Here is a 16,226-nt window from a genome sequence, read left to right as displayed (position 1 = left end):
GGATCACGAAGCTTTCGACGCAGATGTATGTACATGCACTGATAAGAGCCGTTTCCTGCCTTGCGGTCGGAATCGCTGGAAGGGACGACCGATGATGCAGAGCCGCACGGCGCGGATCCGCGCTCTCGCACAGCACGATGTCGCCGAGGCGCAGCGCGCGCTGATGACATTGCTGGCCGATCTGTTCGGGCTGAGCCCCAGCAATGTCCGCATCAATTTCGACAAATACAGCCTCAATTCGTTGAACGGCTTTTTTGACAGCGACGGTCAGGCCTACTTCTTCAAGTTCCATCAGGAAGAACGCGAGGAGGGCATGACCGGCGAATACTACCGGGCCGAGATCCTGTCGCGTGCAGGCCTGCCGGTCGATCAGCCCGTCCATATGTCCGCCCAGCCTGGCGAGCAGATCCTTGTCTATCGCCGCCGCACGGATCCGAGATTTTCGGACGTGCTGTTCGCGCTGGATACCGAGGATGATGCGGGCAAGCGGCGCGAGGCGGTTCATGCCGAGCGCGAGCTTTCGGCCAGACTGCTCGAGGTCTATCTCGAGACGCTGCATCCGGTGACCGTCGCGCAGGTCGCGGCGGAGCCTATCCACCGGCTGTTTCATGAGCGGCTGATCGACGCCGATACACGCTCGTCGCCGGGCGGCCGACTGGCCGATTTCTATATCGGCAAGCCGTTTGTCTTCCCAGATCAGGAACTGGACTGGGAGCAGTTCTCCCGGCTGAAATTCGTCGTCAACGGCCGGCCTTACACCAGCAGCATCGGTGAGCTTTTCGACGCCGCGGCCGCGCGGCTGCGGCCGGACCGGCTTGCCGATGCCGGCGGCGTGGTCGCGCATGGCGATGCCCACAATGCCAATGTCTGGTACACGGCGAAGGCGAGTGGGGCGGAACTGTCCTTCTTCGATCCCGCCTTCGCCGGTTCGCACATCCCCACGCTGCTGGCGGAGGTGAAGGCAACGTTCCACAACATCTTCGCCCACCCGTTCTGGCTCTACGATCCGGCCATCGCGACGGAGGTTTTTCGCGCGCGGGCGCGGCTGGACGGAAGCCTCTTTCATGTCGACACGGACTGGGATCTGAGTCCTGTCCGCCGCGACCTGCTGGAGGTCAAGGCGACCGCCCTGTGGCGGCCCTTGCTGCTCGAGCTCAATCGGCGCGGCATGCTGCCGGCCGATTGGCGCGCGGTTCTGCGCGCAGGGCTTTTCCTGTCGCCGACCCTGGTCATGAACCTGCGGGCCGGCGCGCGCAGCCACACGCCGGTCTCTTCCCTGATTGCCTTTTCGGTCGCGGTCATGGTCGGCAGCGAGCCCGTCGCTGGGGTCGATCGGGTCACCGATTTCCTCGACCGGATCGATCCTGAAGGGACGGGCGGACGCGCCTGATCACAGGGCAAAATGGAGTCACGCCAACTTGTATATGCATGTATGTATTTTAGCCTTGACATCCGCTGCCGCTGACGCTGAAATATCCTTGCACTTCACCACGAAGTGGTGGGCAAGACGCCGGGGCTCATTGCCGCGAGAGCAGAAACCCACAGTCTCACCAGACCGGATGCCTGGGTATAAAAGCGGTCTGATCATCAAGGGGAACTTAGAGATGATGCGTAACCTAGCAGGACAATTTCGCGCGCTCATGATGGCCGCCGCCGTCGGGCTCGCCGCCGCCCCAGCGGCCTACGCGGCCGATGCGGCCATTCCCACGACGCCCGAGGCCGGATCGTTCAAGATCGGCATCGAGCCCTGGCTTGGCTATGGCCAGTGGCACGTCGCTGACGCCAAGGGCCTGTTCAAAGCAAACGGCCTGTCGGACGTCCAGATTGTCAATTTCGCCGAGGACAAGGACATCAATGCCGCCTTGGCCAGCGGCCAGCTCGACGCGGCCAACATCGCCACCCACACGGCGATGGGCATGGTCGCCGCCGGCCTGCCGGTGAAGATCGTGCTGCTGCTCGATGTCTCCATGACGGCCGACGCCATCATCGCAGGCAAGGACGTCACCTCGATCGCTGACCTCAAGGGCAAGCAGGTTGCCTTCGAGGAAGGCACGACGAGCGACATCCTGCTCAAATACGCACTGGCAAAAAACGGTATGTCGGTCGCCGATATCCAGCCGGTTCCAATGCCGGCCGCCGATGCCGGCGGCGCCTTGATCGCCGGCCGCGTGCCGGTCTCCGTTACTTACGAGCCGTACCTCACTGTCGCCATGGCACAGAACAAGGACGTCAAGCTGCTGTTCACCGCCGGCGAGGATCCCGGCCTGATCAGCGACGTGCTGGTGGTGCGCGACGAAGTGATCAAGTCGCGGCCCGGTCAGGTGCTGGCCATGATCAAGAGCTGGGACGCCGCGCTCAAGGACTATAATTCAGACACACCCGGCGGCCGCGCCATCATCGCCAAGGCAGTCGGTTCCGACGTCAAGGACCTGAACACCGCATTCGACGGCGTGCGCTATTACTCGCTCGCCGAAAACAAGACCGCGCTGACCGGCGATTTCACCACCAAGACATTCGCCGATGTCGAAGCGGCCGCCAAGAACGCCAAGCTGCTTCAGGCGGATGTGACGCCTGAGCAGATGATCGACCCGTCCTTCGTCAAGGCGGCGGAATGACAGAGGCCGGATCGCGGTGGTAACGCAAATGTCCGGAGAGCCCCCCGCGAAAACCGGCCTGACCCGTCCGGCAGCGGGACCGGTCGCGAAACAAGCAAGGCGCCGCCGATCCTCCGGGATCGGCGTGCCCATCGCCCGCTCGCGTTTCCTGATGATCGCGGTGGCCGTCTTTGTCGGGCTTGGCCTTGCCTGGTGGGCGGCGACCGGGCTGGAATGGGTAAAGCCCATCTTCCTGCCGTCGCCCGGCAGCGTCGCGACCCAGATCGCCAAGCTCGCCACCGACGGCACGCTCTGGATAGATCTCACGGCCTCGGCGTATCGCATCTCCATCGGCTTCCTCATCGCCTCGGCCCTGTCGATCCCCATCGGCGTGCTGATCGGCAGCTTCCGCTCCTGGGAGGCTGGTATCGAGCCGCTGGTGGATTTCATCCGCTACATGCCGGTCGTCGCTTTCGTGCCGCTCTCCATTCTGTGGGCCGGTACCGGCGATACGCAGAAATTCCTGATCATCTTTATCGGCACCTTCTTCCAGCAGGTGCTGATGGTCATGGACAATGTGAAACGGGTTCCCGCCGATTTCATCGGCCTTGGCCGCACGCTCGGGCTGCCGGACCGCAAGATCCTGACGCGCATTGTCGTGCCCAGCGCCTTGCCTGGCATATGGGATACGCTGCGCATCAGCCTGGGCTGGGCGTGGACCTGGCTGGTGCTGGCCGAACTCGTCGCGGCGACGTCCGGCTTGGGCTATCGCATCACCGTGTCGCAGCGCTATTTCCAGACCAACACCATCATCGGCTACATCCTGCTTCTCGGCGTGCTCGGTCTCATCACCGACCAGGTCATGAAGGCCCTGGAAAAGGTTCTGTTCCGGCAGGAAGGCCATTCGCAATGAGGAACCGCCGATGACTGTTCCCAAATTGCGCATCGCAGGTCTCGACAAGAGCTTCGGCACGGGCGAGCGGCGCACGGAGGTGTTGCGCGACATCAACCTCGATCTTGCCGACAATGAGTTCGTCTCCCTTGTCGGCACGTCGGGCTGCGGCAAGAGCACGCTGCTGTCGATCGTCGCCGGCCTGCAGGACTTCGACGCCGGCGATCTCAGCATCGATGGTGTGCCGATCCTGCAGCCTGGTCTCGACCGTGGCGTCGTCTTCCAGTCCTACACGCTGCTTCCCTGGCTGACGGCGCGGCAGAACATCGAGTTCGCCCTCAAGGCCGCCGGTTACGACCGCACGGCCTGCCGTGAGATCGCGCTCGAGCATCTCGACCTCGTCAAGCTGTCGCAGAGCGCCGACCGCTTTCCGTCCGAACTGTCGGGCGGCATGAAGCAGCGCGTCGCCATTGCGCGCGCGCTGTCCTATCGGCCGAAGATGCTGTTGATGGACGAGCCGTTCGGCGCGCTCGATGCCTTGACCCGGCATCAGATGCAGGAACTGCTGACCCAGATCTGGGAAGAACATAGGCTGACCGTGCTCTTCGTCACGCATGACGTTGAGGAGGCGGTCTATCTGTCGGACCGCATCGTTGTCATGGGGATCGGCCCGGGACGCATCATGCAGACCTTCAACGTGGACATCGAACGGCCGCGCAGGGAAGAGGTGATGGAAACCCCGGCCTTCATGGATTTGCAGCGCGACGTCCACAAGGCGATCCGTGAGGCATCAAGACGCCCCGAAATCGCCTAGCATCCGGGCCCTCGACATTCCCGAGCCCGACGGAACCATGGCATTTGCTTGCGACACTGCGCATGGGAACGCGGCCCGGCGCAGTGCGCGACACAGGCGTCCCGGAACATCCGGATCGCCTGTCTTGCTCAGGCCGGCGGCGGTCAGCGATCAGGGGCCGTGGGGACCGCACAGGTCGAGCGTCCACGCGATGGTTCCGCAGAAGTCGCCGGCGTAGCCATGGTAGCTGCCGTAACCGTTGTAGTAGTTGTCCATCCAGCCATTGCCGGTCGCCGAATTGTCGCCGGTCCAGCCGCCGCCAACCCAGCCGCCGTGACCTCCATGCCTGCCATTCGAATGGCCGCCATGGGCAGCGGTGAGGTGGACATAATGATGCTTGACGACGGCGGCATCGGCGACGGTTGCAAATGGGATCGCGCTGGTGACCAGGGTCAGCAGGACGGAGCTGAAGAATACGAGTTGCCTTTTCATGGGATGGCTCCTTTCCGTTCCAGAGATATGGGAAGGAAAGCCGTGCGCGTCGGACACGTTCCTTCACGAAATCGGGACGGGCGCTCGCTGAACCGCGCAGCGTCTTTGGGTGACGTCGCCGGTCCAGCCGGTGCCCAGTTCGCTCACGGCGCCGGTCAAGATTTGTTGACTTCCGGCAGGGTGGAAAGGACTACCCCCAACCTATTTGTCGGACCATAAGACGGCCGTGCGATCAGGCTCCGGCTGGCTGGCACAAGTGAGGCAATCTTGCCTTTGAACTAGGATGCGCCACTTGGCTACGACCTATAAGCAGCCTGCATGATGGAATTGGCCGGAGCATTGGAACAGCCTCAATTTGCCACCGAGCGCGATCCGCGGCTGAGGCTGATCATCCCGATCATCGTCGCCATCGCCTTTCTGATGGAGCAGCTCGACTCCACCATCATCACCACCGCGATCCCGGCCATCGCGCACAGCCTCGACACGACGCCGGTCCGGCTCAACCTTGCGATCACCACCTACATTCTGACGCTCGCCGTGTTCATTCCCGTCAGTGGCTGGTTCGCCGACAGGTTCGGCGCGCGAAGAGTGTTCGCGCTGGCGCTGTTCACCTTCACCCTTGGCTCGGCCCTGTGCGGCATGGCCGACAGTTTCGGCATGCTCCTGGCCATGCGCGCGCTGCAGGGGTTGGGCGGCGCCATGATGACGCCGGTCGGGCGGCTCATCCTGCTGCGCAGCTTTCCGCGCAGCGGGCTGATCACCGCCATGACCTACATGACCTTGCCGGCCATCATGGGGCCGGTCATCGGGCCACTGCTCGGCGGCCTGCTGACCACCTACGCCTCTTGGCGCTGGATATTCTACGTCAACGTGCCCTTCGGTTGCCTTGGCATCCTGGCGGCGCTGCGCTTCGTCGACGATTTCCACGAGGAAGCGGTGCAGCGCTTCGATTTCGCCGGGTTCCTGATGGTGGGATGCGGCGTGGCGCTGCTGCAATTCGGGCTGGAAAACATCGGCCGGCCGATCATCCCCGTTTCAGCCACAGTGCTGGTCCTGGCCGCTTCCGTCCTGCTGCTGCTCGCTTTCGGGCGCTATGCGCGCCGCGTCGTGGCGCCGGCCGTCGACCTGACGCTGTTTCGATTTCGCTACTTCTGGGTCGGCACGCTTGCCGGTGGCCTGTGCCGCGTCGGTCTCAACGGCGTGCCGTTCCTCATGCCGTTGATGTTGCAAGTCGGCTTCGGCATGAGCCCGGTCACCTCGGGGTCGCTGACATTCGTCGGCAGCTTCGGTGCCTTGCTGATGCGGCCGCTGCTGTCGCCGCTGCTGCGGCGCTTCGGCTTCAGTGTAGTGCTGATCGGCAGCGCCGTTGTCGGCTCCGCCACCGTGGCTGGTTTCGCCCTGATGAATGCCGATACGCCGCATTGGATGATCGGCGTTTATGTCTTCCTGTTCGGCATCGTCCGCTCGGCCCAGTTCATGACCTCCAACACGCTGTCCTATGCCGACCTGCCTGCGGACAAGCTCAGCCGCGCCACCAGCCTTGGCGGCGTGCTGCAGCAGCTCAGCGTTTCGCTTGGCGTCTCGATCGCAGCCATGCTGCTGGGCCTGATCGCGGGGGAGACCCACGTGCTCACGCCGGAACGTTTCCACCGGGTGTTCCTGCTGACCGCGACCATCCCGCTGCTCTCCATTCCCGGCTTCCTGTACCTGCGCGCCGAGGACGGCGTGCAGGTCAGCGGCCACGTCAGGCGATCCCGCAAATAGATCTCTCGGGGAGGGGCAGGGCGATCGGTTCGAACCGCTCACGTCGCTTTGCCGACCGCCGCGTCCATTCCCATCTCTTCCTCGGAAATGTCGTCGAACGAGGCGTAGTTCATGTTGTAGAGGCGGGCGTAGAGGCCCTTCCTCTGCATCAACTGCTCGTGGTTGCCGCTTTCGACGATCTCGCCATTCTGCAACACGATGATGCGGTCTGCGCCGCGGATGGTGGCCAGCCGATGGGCGATGACCAGTCCGGTGCGGCCCTCCAGAAGCTTTATCAGCGCCTTCTGGATCAGCATCTCGGTGTAGGAATCGATGCTGGCCGTGGCCTCGTCGAGCACCAGAATCTTGGCGTCGGCCACCAGCGCGCGCGCAAAACTGATCAGCTGGCGCTGGCCGAGCGAGAGATTGCCGCCGCGCTGTTCGAGCTCGGTGTCGTAGCCATCGGGCAAGTGCTCGATGAAGTCGTGCGCACCGACCGCCTGTGCGGCGCGCACCACCTCTTCGCGGCTGGCTGATGTCTTGTGGTAGCGGATGTTCTCCAGCACCGTGCCGGAGAACAGGAACGGCTCCTGCAGCACCATGGCCACCTGATCGCCGAGCGAATCCTGCGTCAGGTCACGCACATCATGGCCGCCGACCAGAACCTCGCCTGACCAGACATCGTAGAAGCGGTGCACCAGCGCCATCGAGCTCGACTTGCCGGACCCGGTTGGACCGACAAGGGCCACGGTCTCGCCCGGATTGACGCGGAAGGAGATGTTCTTCAGCACCGGCTGGTTCTGCCGGTAGCCGAAGGTGACATTCCTGAACTCGACCGAGCCGTCCATGTCGCGCGACAGCGCCACCGCGTTTTCCTTGTCGCTGACATCCACCGGAACGTCGAGCACTTCGGAGATGCGCTGGCCCGAAGCCATGGCGCGCTGCATGACGCTGTACTGCATGGTCAGCGAGCGGATCGGGTCGAAGAAGCGCTGGATATAGAACAGGAATGCCACCATGACGCCGACATCGAGGCTGTGCGACAGCACCATCGAACCGCCGACCACGATGACCGTCGCCATGGCGATGCCGGTCAGCGTGTCGACGATCGGCACCATCACCTGAGCGTATTTCGCCGACCGCAGATGGGCATTGAGATTGGCCAGCACCTTCTCGTCGTAAAGGTCGAAGTTGACATGCTGGCGCTCGAGGCTCTGCACGGTGCGCACGCCGTGGATCCCTTCGGCCAGAGCGCCATTGGCGATGGAGTTGGTCTCGTGCGCGGCCATGAAGGCGACCTTGGCGCGCGGCAGCCAGAACAGGCGCACGATGAACAGCATCGGCATGGTCGACAGCGTCAGCAGTCCGAGCCGAAAATCGAGCCAGAGCAGGACGGTGACAATGCCGAACAAAAGCACGATGTCGCCCACCGACATCACCGAGGTCTCGAGGAATTCCTGCATCGAATTGACGTCGCCCTGCAGGCGCGACATCAGCCGGCCGACCTCGGTCTTGTCCATGAAGCTCAGTGACACCCTCTGCAGGTGGCTGAACATGGCGCGGCGCAGATCGGACAACACGTTCTCGGCCACCTTGCCGACCACGCTCTCCTGCACATGGCTGGCGGCGTAGTTGACGAGAATGATCACGGTGAAGGCGGCGATCGCGGAGATCATCACCGAGCGGTCGAGCTTGCCCGGAGCCATGCCGTGGTCGATGGCGTAGCGGATGACCAGCGGGATCGCCAGCTGCGTCAGCGTGAACACCAGCACCGCGGCGACCGAGATGAAGATCCGGCCCCTATACGGTCTGACGAAACTCCAGATGCGCCTGATGATGCGAGGGTCATAGGCCTTGCCGAAAACCTCTTCCTCGTCGCGGTGTGAGCCGACGACTGCCTTTGTCGGCCGTCCGCTTTTGTCATCCTTCTCGTCTTCGTCCTGCGTCGGCATCATGCGGCTCCCTCGAGCCGATCGTCGTCCGGCCGCAGTTGCAGATCGTAGAGCGCGCGATAGCGACCGCCGAGCGCCAGCAATTCCTCATGCGTGCCGCGCTCGACGATTCGGCCGCCCTCGACGAACAGGATCTGGTCGGCATGCATCAGCGAGCTCAGCCGGTGCGAGATGATCAGCGTCACACGATCCCTGGCGAAGCGCTTCATCGCTGCGCGGATGCGCTGCTCGGTGCCTGCATCGATGGCCGCGGTGGAATCGTCGAAAACCAGGACCGATGGCCGCAGCATCAGACTGCGCGCGATGGTCAGGCGCTGGCGCTGGCCGCCGGAAAGCGACGCGCCGCGCTCGCCGACGACCGTGGTGTAGCCGGCCGGAAGCCCGATAATGTAGTTGTGCAGCTGGGCATACTCGGCGGCCTGACCGATACGGGTCTCGCGCGCCCATGGGTTGCCATAGGCGATGTTGTTCTCGATCGAGGTGGTGAACAGAAACGCGTCCTGCTGCACGACGCCGACCACCTTGCGCAGCGATTGCAGCGTGACCTTGCTGATGTCCTGGCCGTCGATGGTGATCGCGCCCGAGGTCACGTCGTAGAAGCGCGGGATCAAATGCGCGATGGTCGACTTGCCGCTGCCGGGCGGACCGACAATGCCGACCGTCTCGCCGGACTTGGCCTCGAAAGAGATGCCGGACAGGGTCGGGCGGCCGCCCGCGCCCTCATACCGGAAGCCGACATTGTCGAAACGCAGCACGCCCTCGGTGATGACCAGTTCCCTGGCGTCAGGCGCGTCCTTGATGTCGAGTTCGGTGTCGAGCAGTTCGAACAGCCGCGTGCCGCAGGTCGAGGCGCGCGCGAACGAATTGACCATCAGGCCGAGCTGGCGCACCGGCATCTGCAGGATGGTCATGAAGGTGAGGAACTGGGCCAGCGTGCCGACGCTGATCTGGCCCGCGATCACCTTCTGGCCGCCGAACCACAGCACCAGCCCCATGGCGGCGAGGAAGGAGAAATTCATGGCGCTGGTGTTGGAGACGCGGATGTCGACGCGTTCATTGGCCAGCTGGAGAGCATCCTGCTTGGCGCGGTCGAACTTCGCCAGCTCATGGCGCTGCGCCGCGAAGGCGCGCACGACGCGGATGCCGCCGAGATTTTCGTCCATCACCCGGCTCAGCACCGACAGCCGTTCCTGCAGGGTCAGCCAGGTGCTGCGCAGCTTGAGCTGAGTGACCGAGGAGCGCCAGGCAACGAACGGCACGAAGCTGAGGCTCAACAGTCCGAGCACGAGATCGGTGCTGATCAGGAGGTAGGCGCCAACGCCGATCAGCACGCCGAGCAGCACCACGCGCAGGATGCCGGTGGAAAAGAACATGCGCACGCCGTCGAGATCGAGCAGCCCGAGCGTGATGAGATCGCCGGTATGGACCCGGTCGTGGAAGGAGAAGCTCAGGCGCTGGATCTTCTCGTAGAAGGCGAGCCGCAGTTCATAACCGGTCTGGTGGCCGACCGCCTCGCCATAATAGTTCTGCGCCATGGTGAAGAGGCCACGCAGGATGCTGACGACGAGCAGCGTCAGCGCCGTGTTCCACAGCGCCTGCTCGGCCGCGGTTCCGGCACCCGCGGCCATCACGCCCTGAGCCTGGTCGATGGCGCGTCCGAGCAAGCGCGGAATGAAAAGCTGCAGCGTCGCGGCGATGAAGGTCGAGGTGAGGGTGATGGCGACTTGCCAGGGGTGGCGCAGCGTCATGCGCACGATCCGCAGCAAGGTGCTGAGGCCCTTGCCCCAAGAGGCTTCCGCCACATGGGCAAACGATTTGCCGCGCTTCGCCACGCCGCTGGCTGCATCCGTGCTCAAAGGAAAATATCCAGTCCAATCCGGACATTAGCCCGGATGAATAAAGCAGACTCAGTTCTGATGGCGCGATGTTACGCGTGTCGGACTTGACCCTTCAAGGGGCCAATGGCGGCATCGCACTGTGCCTGAAAAGGCGATCGTGTCGCAACTTGCCGCCGGTTTGCCGCCAGCGATCGATCCGGAACCTTTCCGGGCCGATAGGTTCTGGCTATTCAGGATACCCTGCTGCCGGTAGCAGGGCTTGCCGCATTTGCATGGGGGAACGACGTGACCACAAACACCAGCACACAGGTCGCGGATCTGATCGATCCGCAAGCCGTCTACACCGTGCTGATCTGCGATCTGGTCGGCTTGCGCCTCGGACCCGACGGCAAGCCTGATCCGAGCGAGGCGCGCGCCCATATCGAGGCCAAGGGCGGCCGCTTCCACCTGTCCGCGCTTGGCGACAAAGCCGATCTCGAACAGGGCCGGGTGCATTTCTTCTACCGGCCGGACCTCAGCACCCGGGAGGAAATGATCGAAGCCGCGGGCGACGGACGCTATGACGGCGTCATCGCGGCGGCGACCTTTCTGCCCGCCGAGACCGTTTTTCCGTTGGCCGGCGTGCGCATCGGCGCCGGCACCGGCAATATGGGCTCTCGCTCCTGGGGCGGCGGCAGCGGCGAGGGCGGCACCGCGGTGCTGATGAACACGCCCGGCATCAACAGCCGCGCCACCGCGCAGATGGTGATGAAGGCGATCCTGAAAGTGCTGCCGGATCTCCCGGTCGCCTTGCTGCACGACCGGGTGGCGCGCGGCGCCTTCGATACCGGCAGGGAACTGCGCGATTTTCCGACCGAGAAGCTCGAAGGCAAGACGATCGCGATCATCGGCTATGGCAATATCGGCCGCGAGGTGGCCAAGCTCGCCCGCGCCTTCGGCATGCGCGTGGTGATTCATGCACGGCCACGGCACCGCGACTGGATCGAGGCCGAGGGTTTCGCCTATGCGGCGGACCTTGTCGATGCGGCGGAAGGCGCCGATGTGCTGAGTGTCCATGTCGGCCTGGGCAAGCAGGACGCGCGGACTGGCCGCTACGCCAATGCCGGGCTCATCGGTTCGGATGTCCTGTCACGCATGAACAGGGGCGCGGTGCTGGTCAATTACGACCGCGGTGAACTCGTCGACGTTGCGGCGCTTGGCGACGCGCTGGATGCAGGGCAGGTGCGCCACGCCGCCATCGATGCCGATCTCTTCAGCGATATGTCGACCGGGCGTCTCTCCGGGCCGATGCTGCCCTATCTCGGCCTTGTCGAAAGGCATGGGGCCAGGCTTGAACTTCTGCCGCACGCCGCGGCCGATACGGACCATCCCTCGCGCGTGGCCGGCGCCAAGCAGGCCGTCGACCAGATTTTCGATGTCATCCGCCGCAAATCGGTGACCAATGCGAAAGGCACCGTGCCGGAAGGGTATCTTTCCCTTGGCGCGACGACGCCGCCCGGCATCGGACCGGTGACGGCGGATCATCTCCTGAAACTGGCCGCCAGCGAATGCTCCGAACTGGCTGACGTCTGTGACCGGCAAAGCCGCTTGTGGAAGGCTCTATCGGAGGCGCCGCCCGCCGAGCGCGGCGCGATTGTCGGCGAACAAGGCGAGGAACTTGTCCGGCTGATCGACCGCTTCTGCCTTCTGGCCGAGAAGCTCAATCTCAGGGGCCCTTACCAGTAGGGTCAGACCGGCCGGGTTTAAAAATGGCGCTGGCTCAGTATCTTGGTCCCGCCACCATCCGCGCCACCCGCGTCATGTCGGCGCTCATCTCGCGGTCGTCGTCGAGCGGGCTGACGAGCGCGCGGACAGCGGCGAAGGTGCGCTGCGGCCCGTCGCCCATGCTGTCGACGACGCCGCGCAACTCCACGCCTGTCGCCGCGAAGATCAGTTCCATGGCAACGAGATAGCGCATGCGCTCGATGATCTCGGCCGTCTTGGCCACCACGCGCGGCGCCATCGACGACTGGTCCTCGATGCCGTCCGAAACCGCCAGCGGGCTGAGCGACATCGGGTTGGCCAGATGCCGGATTTCGGCTTCGAGCGCTGACAATGGTTTCTGCAGCTCCGCATAGCCCTGACGGCTGCCGCCTCTCGCCGACAGGAAGCGCGGCAGGTCCGCTATGGTTGGCGACATCAGCTTCATGCAGCGGTTGGCGGTCCCGACGGCGCAATGCGCGAGCGCCTGGCCAAGCTGTTCAAAGGCCAGCGTCATCGCCGTCAGGTCGAAATTGCCGTTGGAAACCACCCGTTCGCCCTCGGCCAGGATGACGGGGTTGTCACCCGAATGGGTCAGTTCGATCTCCGTTGCCAGCCTTGCCTGTTCGAACGCATTGAGCAGGCCGCCCCAGACCTGGGGCACGCAGCGATAGCTGAGCGGATCCTGCAGGCGCCGCGCCGCCTTGTCCTGCCACAGGCCGCTGCCCACAAGCTCCTTACGCAGCCGCGCGCCGATCTCGCGCTGGCCGAAGGCCGGCCGCGCGGCAAGGGCATCCGCGTCGATCGCGGTGAGGGAGGAGCGAAACGCCTCATAGTTGAGCGCCACGGCAGCCAGCGCCCAGTCAATGAGATGGGCGATGTCTTCGAGGCACAGGCACGCCGTTCCGGTCGACAGGCTGTTGGCAACGATGATGGCGTGGCCGTCTTTTTCGCGCAGGTCGAGCGGTTCCAGTCCGGCGAGAGCCAGCGCCTCGGCGGAGGGCATGATCCTGCCCTGGAACTCCGCCTCGCCATCGCCGCGCAGCGACCTTGCCATATGGCCGAGATGGGCAAGGTCGGCCGCGCCGATCGATCCCCATGTGGGGATCACCGGATGGACGCCGGCGTTGAGCGCGGCGACAAGACCCAGGACCACGCGTTCGGAGGTGCCGGTGCCGCCGGCCGCCATGCCCGAAATGCGTGCGGTCATCAACGCCCGCACCGCTTCGGTCGGCAGGGCAGGCCCGATACCCATGCTGTGGCTGAGCGGCACGCTGTGCTGGAAGGCGATCAGGTCGGCCTGCGCGAGCGGCGTGTCGACACAGGCGCCGAGGCCAGTCGTGACGCCGTACATCGGCTTGCCAAGCCCGGTGAGATGCTCGATGAGGGCGCGGCTCGCCCGGATGCGGCGCATCGCCTCTTCGCCCAGCATCAGGCGGGCTCTGCGTCGGGCAATCTCAGCCACATCCGCGACGCCGAGCGGATTGGCGTCGAGCACTATCATTCGGGCTGTCATGTCTCGCTGTTTCCTGTGACCAGACGCCCGGACCAAACGGCATGGGCATCGCCGTTTGTGGCGGCTTGCTGGCTGGACTGCAAGTCATTCCCATTGTGGCAGCGGCGAGAAGGCAGGCAAGCGAGGGGCGAGATTTTTGGAACTACACCGGCTGCTCCGCGACAGCATCGGGTACCACCACCAGCTTGCCGACAAAATCCTTGGCAACGAAATCCGCCTGCGCGTGGTGGAAATCGGAGAGCCTGTAGACGCCGCCGACCAGCGGCCGGATTTTTCCCGCCTCGATATATCCGACGATCCGGCGGAAATCGGCGCGCGTGCCCTGGCTGGAGCCATGCAACTGCAGCTGCTTGAGATACATGGTCCTGAGATCGAGCTGCACGACCGGGCCGGCGATCGCACCGGCGGTGGTGTAACGGCCTTCGGGCCTGAGAATACGCAGAAGATCGTTGAAGATCGCGCCGCCGACGAGATCGGCCACCACGTCGATGGGCTGGCCGCCGGTCGCCTCGGTCACGGCTTGCGGCAGGTCGGCGACGCCACGGGTGATGACCGCCTCGGCGCCGATATCGAGCACCGCCTGCTCCTTGCCCTTGCCGACGACGGCATAGGGAATGGCACCGCGCGCCCGTGCCAGTTGCACGATGCCCGAGCCGACGCCGCCGGAGGCGCCGGTGACCAGCACCCGCTCGCCGGCCTTCAGGCCCGCGCGTTCCAGCATCTGTTCACCGGTCAGGTAGGCGCAGCAGAAGGTGGCGAGTTCGACATCGGTCATGTCCGTGTCGACGACATGCGCGTTCTCGGCCGGCACGGTTTGATACTCGGCATAACCACCGTCGCGGCCGTGGCCCATATAATCTATGTCGGCCAGCGAATCGTCGTCGCGATTGTAGATCGAGAAATCGACCATAACCCGCTCGCCTATACGGTCCGGCGAAACGCCATCACCCACCGCAACGATGGTGCCAACCGTGTCGGTGCCCTGGATGCGCGGGAAAACAAGCGTGTTGCCCTGCCGCCGCCAGGTCGACACGGCGGAAGCGTCGTCTTCCGTGCCATAGGCGCCCTGGCGCACCCAGACGTCGGTGTTGTTCATGCCGCAAGCTGTGACCTTGACCAGCGCTTCGCCAGGCGCGGGTGCCGGCACTTTCACATCGGTGCGGTAGAGGAGCTTTTCCGGTCCGCCGTGCCCGGTGAGCAGCACGGCGGCCATGGTGGCGGGGAGATTTTTTGTCATGGCATTCATGGGTCGATCTTAGAGATTGGCAAACACGCTTTTCACCGCATCGGCGGTCCTGGCCACCACGATGTCGGCTTCTTCGCGCGTCAGGCAGAGCGGCGGCGCGAAGCCGAGTATGTCGCCCTGCGGCATGGCGCGGCCGATGACGCCGCTGGCGGCAAGCGCCGTCGCCACTTGCGGACCGATCTTTTGCGAAGCATCGAAGAACACCCGGTCGTCCTTGTCGGCGACGAACTCGACCGCCGCCAGCATGCCGTCGCCGCGCACGTCGCCGACATTCATGTGGCTACCGACGGCCTTTGCCAGTTCGGCTCGGAAATAGGCACCGGTCTCGCGGGCATTTGTCACCAGATCCATCTCGTCGATCAGTTCCAGATTGGCCACGCCCGCGGCAACACAGATCGGATGCGCCGAATAGGTCCAGCCATGGCCGAGCGAGCCGAGCTTGTCGGAACCTTCGACCAGCACCTTCCACACCTTGTCGGCGACAATGACGCCCGAAAGCGGTGCATAGGCCGAGGTCAGCCCCTTGGCGATGGTGATCAGATCCGGCTTGATGCGGTAGTGATCGGAGCCGAACATGGTGCCCAGCCGGCCGAAACCCGTCACCACCTCGTCGGCGACCAGCAGCACGTCATACTTCTTCAGCACGGCCTGGATCTTCTCCCAGTAGCCGGCCGGCGGCGGCACGATGCCGCCCGTGCCGAGGATCGGCTCGCCGATGAAGGCGGCGACGGTTTCAGGACCCTCGGCCAGGATCATCTCCTCGAGCTTGTCGGCACAGTGCTGCGAGAATTGCTCCTCGCTCATCGAGCGGTCGGCGCGGCGGAAATAGTACGGCGCTTCGGTGTGGAGCACCGGCGCGCGCGGCAAGTCGAAGGCGTTGTGGAACAGGTCGAGCCCGGTCAGCGATCCGGTCATCACGCCCGAGCCGTGATACCCGCGCCAGCGCGAGATGATCTTCTTCTTCTCCGGCCGGCCCAGCACATTGTTGTAGTACCAGATCAGCTTGATGTTGGTTTCGTTGGCGTCCGAGCCGGAGAGGCCGAAATAGACCCTCGACATGCCCTTCGGCGCGCGGTCGATGATCATCTTGGCAAGCGTGATCGAGGCCTCGGTGCCGTGGCCGACATACGCATGATAGTAGGCAAGGTTCTTAGCCTGGGTTGCGATCGCATCGGCGATCTTCTGGCGGCCGTAGCCGACATTGACGCAATAGAGGCCGGCAAAGGCATCGATGCTCTTCTTGCCATTGTTGTCCCACACGGTGACGCCTTCACCGCCGGCCATGATGCGGGTCGGGCTCTCACCCCGCGCATGCGTGCCCATATGCGTCGAGGGATGGAAGAAGTGGTCGCGATCCCAGGCGGCGAGTTCGTTGGACTGGTCGAGCATTTTTCTGACTCCTTGAGGAAAGCGAACGCGA

At 64.2% G+C, this 16,226-nt stretch carries 12 protein-coding genes; 6 read left to right on the top strand and 6 right to left on the bottom strand.

From position 1 onward, the window contains the following. Positions 1-91: 91 nt before the first annotated feature. The 4 genes from EB815_RS29665 (at position 92) to EB815_RS29650 (ending at position 4,300) form a co-directional block, all read left to right on the top strand. Positions 92-1,390, top strand: a complete 1,299-nt coding sequence (locus EB815_RS29665; protein ID WP_056564847.1) for a hypothetical protein — start codon at positions 92-94, stop codon at positions 1,388-1,390. Positions 1,391-1,607: 217 nt separating this feature from the next. Continuing rightward, positions 1,608-2,615, top strand: a complete 1,008-nt coding sequence (locus tag EB815_RS29660) for an ABC transporter substrate-binding protein (RefSeq protein WP_056565741.1) — start codon at positions 1,608-1,610, stop codon at positions 2,613-2,615. A 124-nt stretch (positions 2,616-2,739) separates the two neighbouring features. Continuing rightward, a complete protein-coding gene (locus tag EB815_RS29655; protein ID WP_162258870.1) occupies positions 2,740-3,507 on the top strand; it encodes an ABC transporter permease in 768 nt (255 codons plus the stop codon). A gap of 10 nt (positions 3,508-3,517) precedes the next feature. Next, positions 3,518-4,300 (top strand): ABC transporter ATP-binding protein, encoded by a 783-nt coding sequence (locus EB815_RS29650; RefSeq protein WP_056564844.1) that lies wholly within the window; start codon positions 3,518-3,520, stop codon positions 4,298-4,300. A gap of 150 nt (positions 4,301-4,450) precedes the next feature. On the opposite strand, the gene EB815_RS29645 is transcribed toward EB815_RS29650, so the two are convergent. Next, complete coding sequence (locus tag EB815_RS29645; protein ID WP_056564841.1) at positions 4,451-4,771, bottom strand: hypothetical protein; 321 nt, start codon at positions 4,769-4,771, stop codon at positions 4,451-4,453. A gap of 339 nt (positions 4,772-5,110) precedes the next feature. Here EB815_RS29645 and EB815_RS29640 point away from each other — a divergent pair, with 339 nt between their 5' ends. Then, positions 5,111-6,535, top strand: a complete 1,425-nt coding sequence (locus EB815_RS29640; protein ID WP_244493910.1) for a DHA2 family efflux MFS transporter permease subunit — start codon at positions 5,111-5,113, stop codon at positions 6,533-6,535. Between the two features lie 38 nt (positions 6,536-6,573). On the opposite strand, the gene EB815_RS29635 is transcribed toward EB815_RS29640, so the two are convergent. Together EB815_RS29635 and EB815_RS29630 are read right to left on the bottom strand one after the other, a co-directional pair. Beyond that, positions 6,574-8,469: an ABC transporter ATP-binding protein gene (locus EB815_RS29635; protein ID WP_056564836.1), complete on the bottom strand. Its 1,896-nt coding sequence runs from the start codon at positions 8,467-8,469 to the stop codon at positions 6,574-6,576. Further along, positions 8,466-10,322: an ABC transporter ATP-binding protein gene (locus tag EB815_RS29630; protein WP_056564833.1), complete on the bottom strand. Its 1,857-nt coding sequence runs from the start codon at positions 10,320-10,322 to the stop codon at positions 8,466-8,468. The genes EB815_RS29635 and EB815_RS29630 overlap by 4 nt, the downstream gene beginning before the upstream one ends. 267 nt (positions 10,323-10,589) lie before the next feature. On the opposite strand from EB815_RS29630, the gene EB815_RS29625 reads away from it, so the two are divergent. Beyond that, complete coding sequence (locus EB815_RS29625; protein WP_065004921.1) at positions 10,590-12,029, top strand: NAD(P)-dependent oxidoreductase; 1,440 nt, start codon at positions 10,590-10,592, stop codon at positions 12,027-12,029. Between the two features lie 34 nt (positions 12,030-12,063). On the opposite strand, the gene EB815_RS29620 is transcribed toward EB815_RS29625, so the two are convergent. The 3 genes from EB815_RS29620 to EB815_RS29610 form a co-directional block, all read right to left on the bottom strand. Further along, positions 12,064-13,560: an HAL/PAL/TAL family ammonia-lyase gene (locus EB815_RS29620; RefSeq protein WP_056564825.1), complete on the bottom strand. Its 1,497-nt coding sequence runs from the start codon at positions 13,558-13,560 to the stop codon at positions 12,064-12,066. A gap of 142 nt (positions 13,561-13,702) precedes the next feature. Further along, positions 13,703-14,806: an alcohol dehydrogenase family protein gene (locus EB815_RS29615; protein WP_056564822.1), complete on the bottom strand. Its 1,104-nt coding sequence runs from the start codon at positions 14,804-14,806 to the stop codon at positions 13,703-13,705. A 9-nt stretch (positions 14,807-14,815) separates the two neighbouring features. Beyond that, positions 14,816-16,195 carry an aspartate aminotransferase family protein gene (locus EB815_RS29610; RefSeq protein ID WP_056564819.1) on the bottom strand — a complete coding sequence of 460 codons (1,380 nt, stop codon included), beginning with the start codon at positions 16,193-16,195 and terminating at the stop codon, positions 14,816-14,818. Positions 16,196-16,226: the final 31 nt, after the last annotated feature.

The sequence above is a fragment of the Mesorhizobium loti genome (assembly GCF_013170705.1).
Classification (GTDB): Bacteria; Pseudomonadota; Alphaproteobacteria; order Rhizobiales; family Rhizobiaceae; genus Mesorhizobium; species Mesorhizobium loti_D.
Note: the sequence above shows the minus strand (reverse complement) of the source record. Positions and strands in the feature narration are given on the sequence as shown.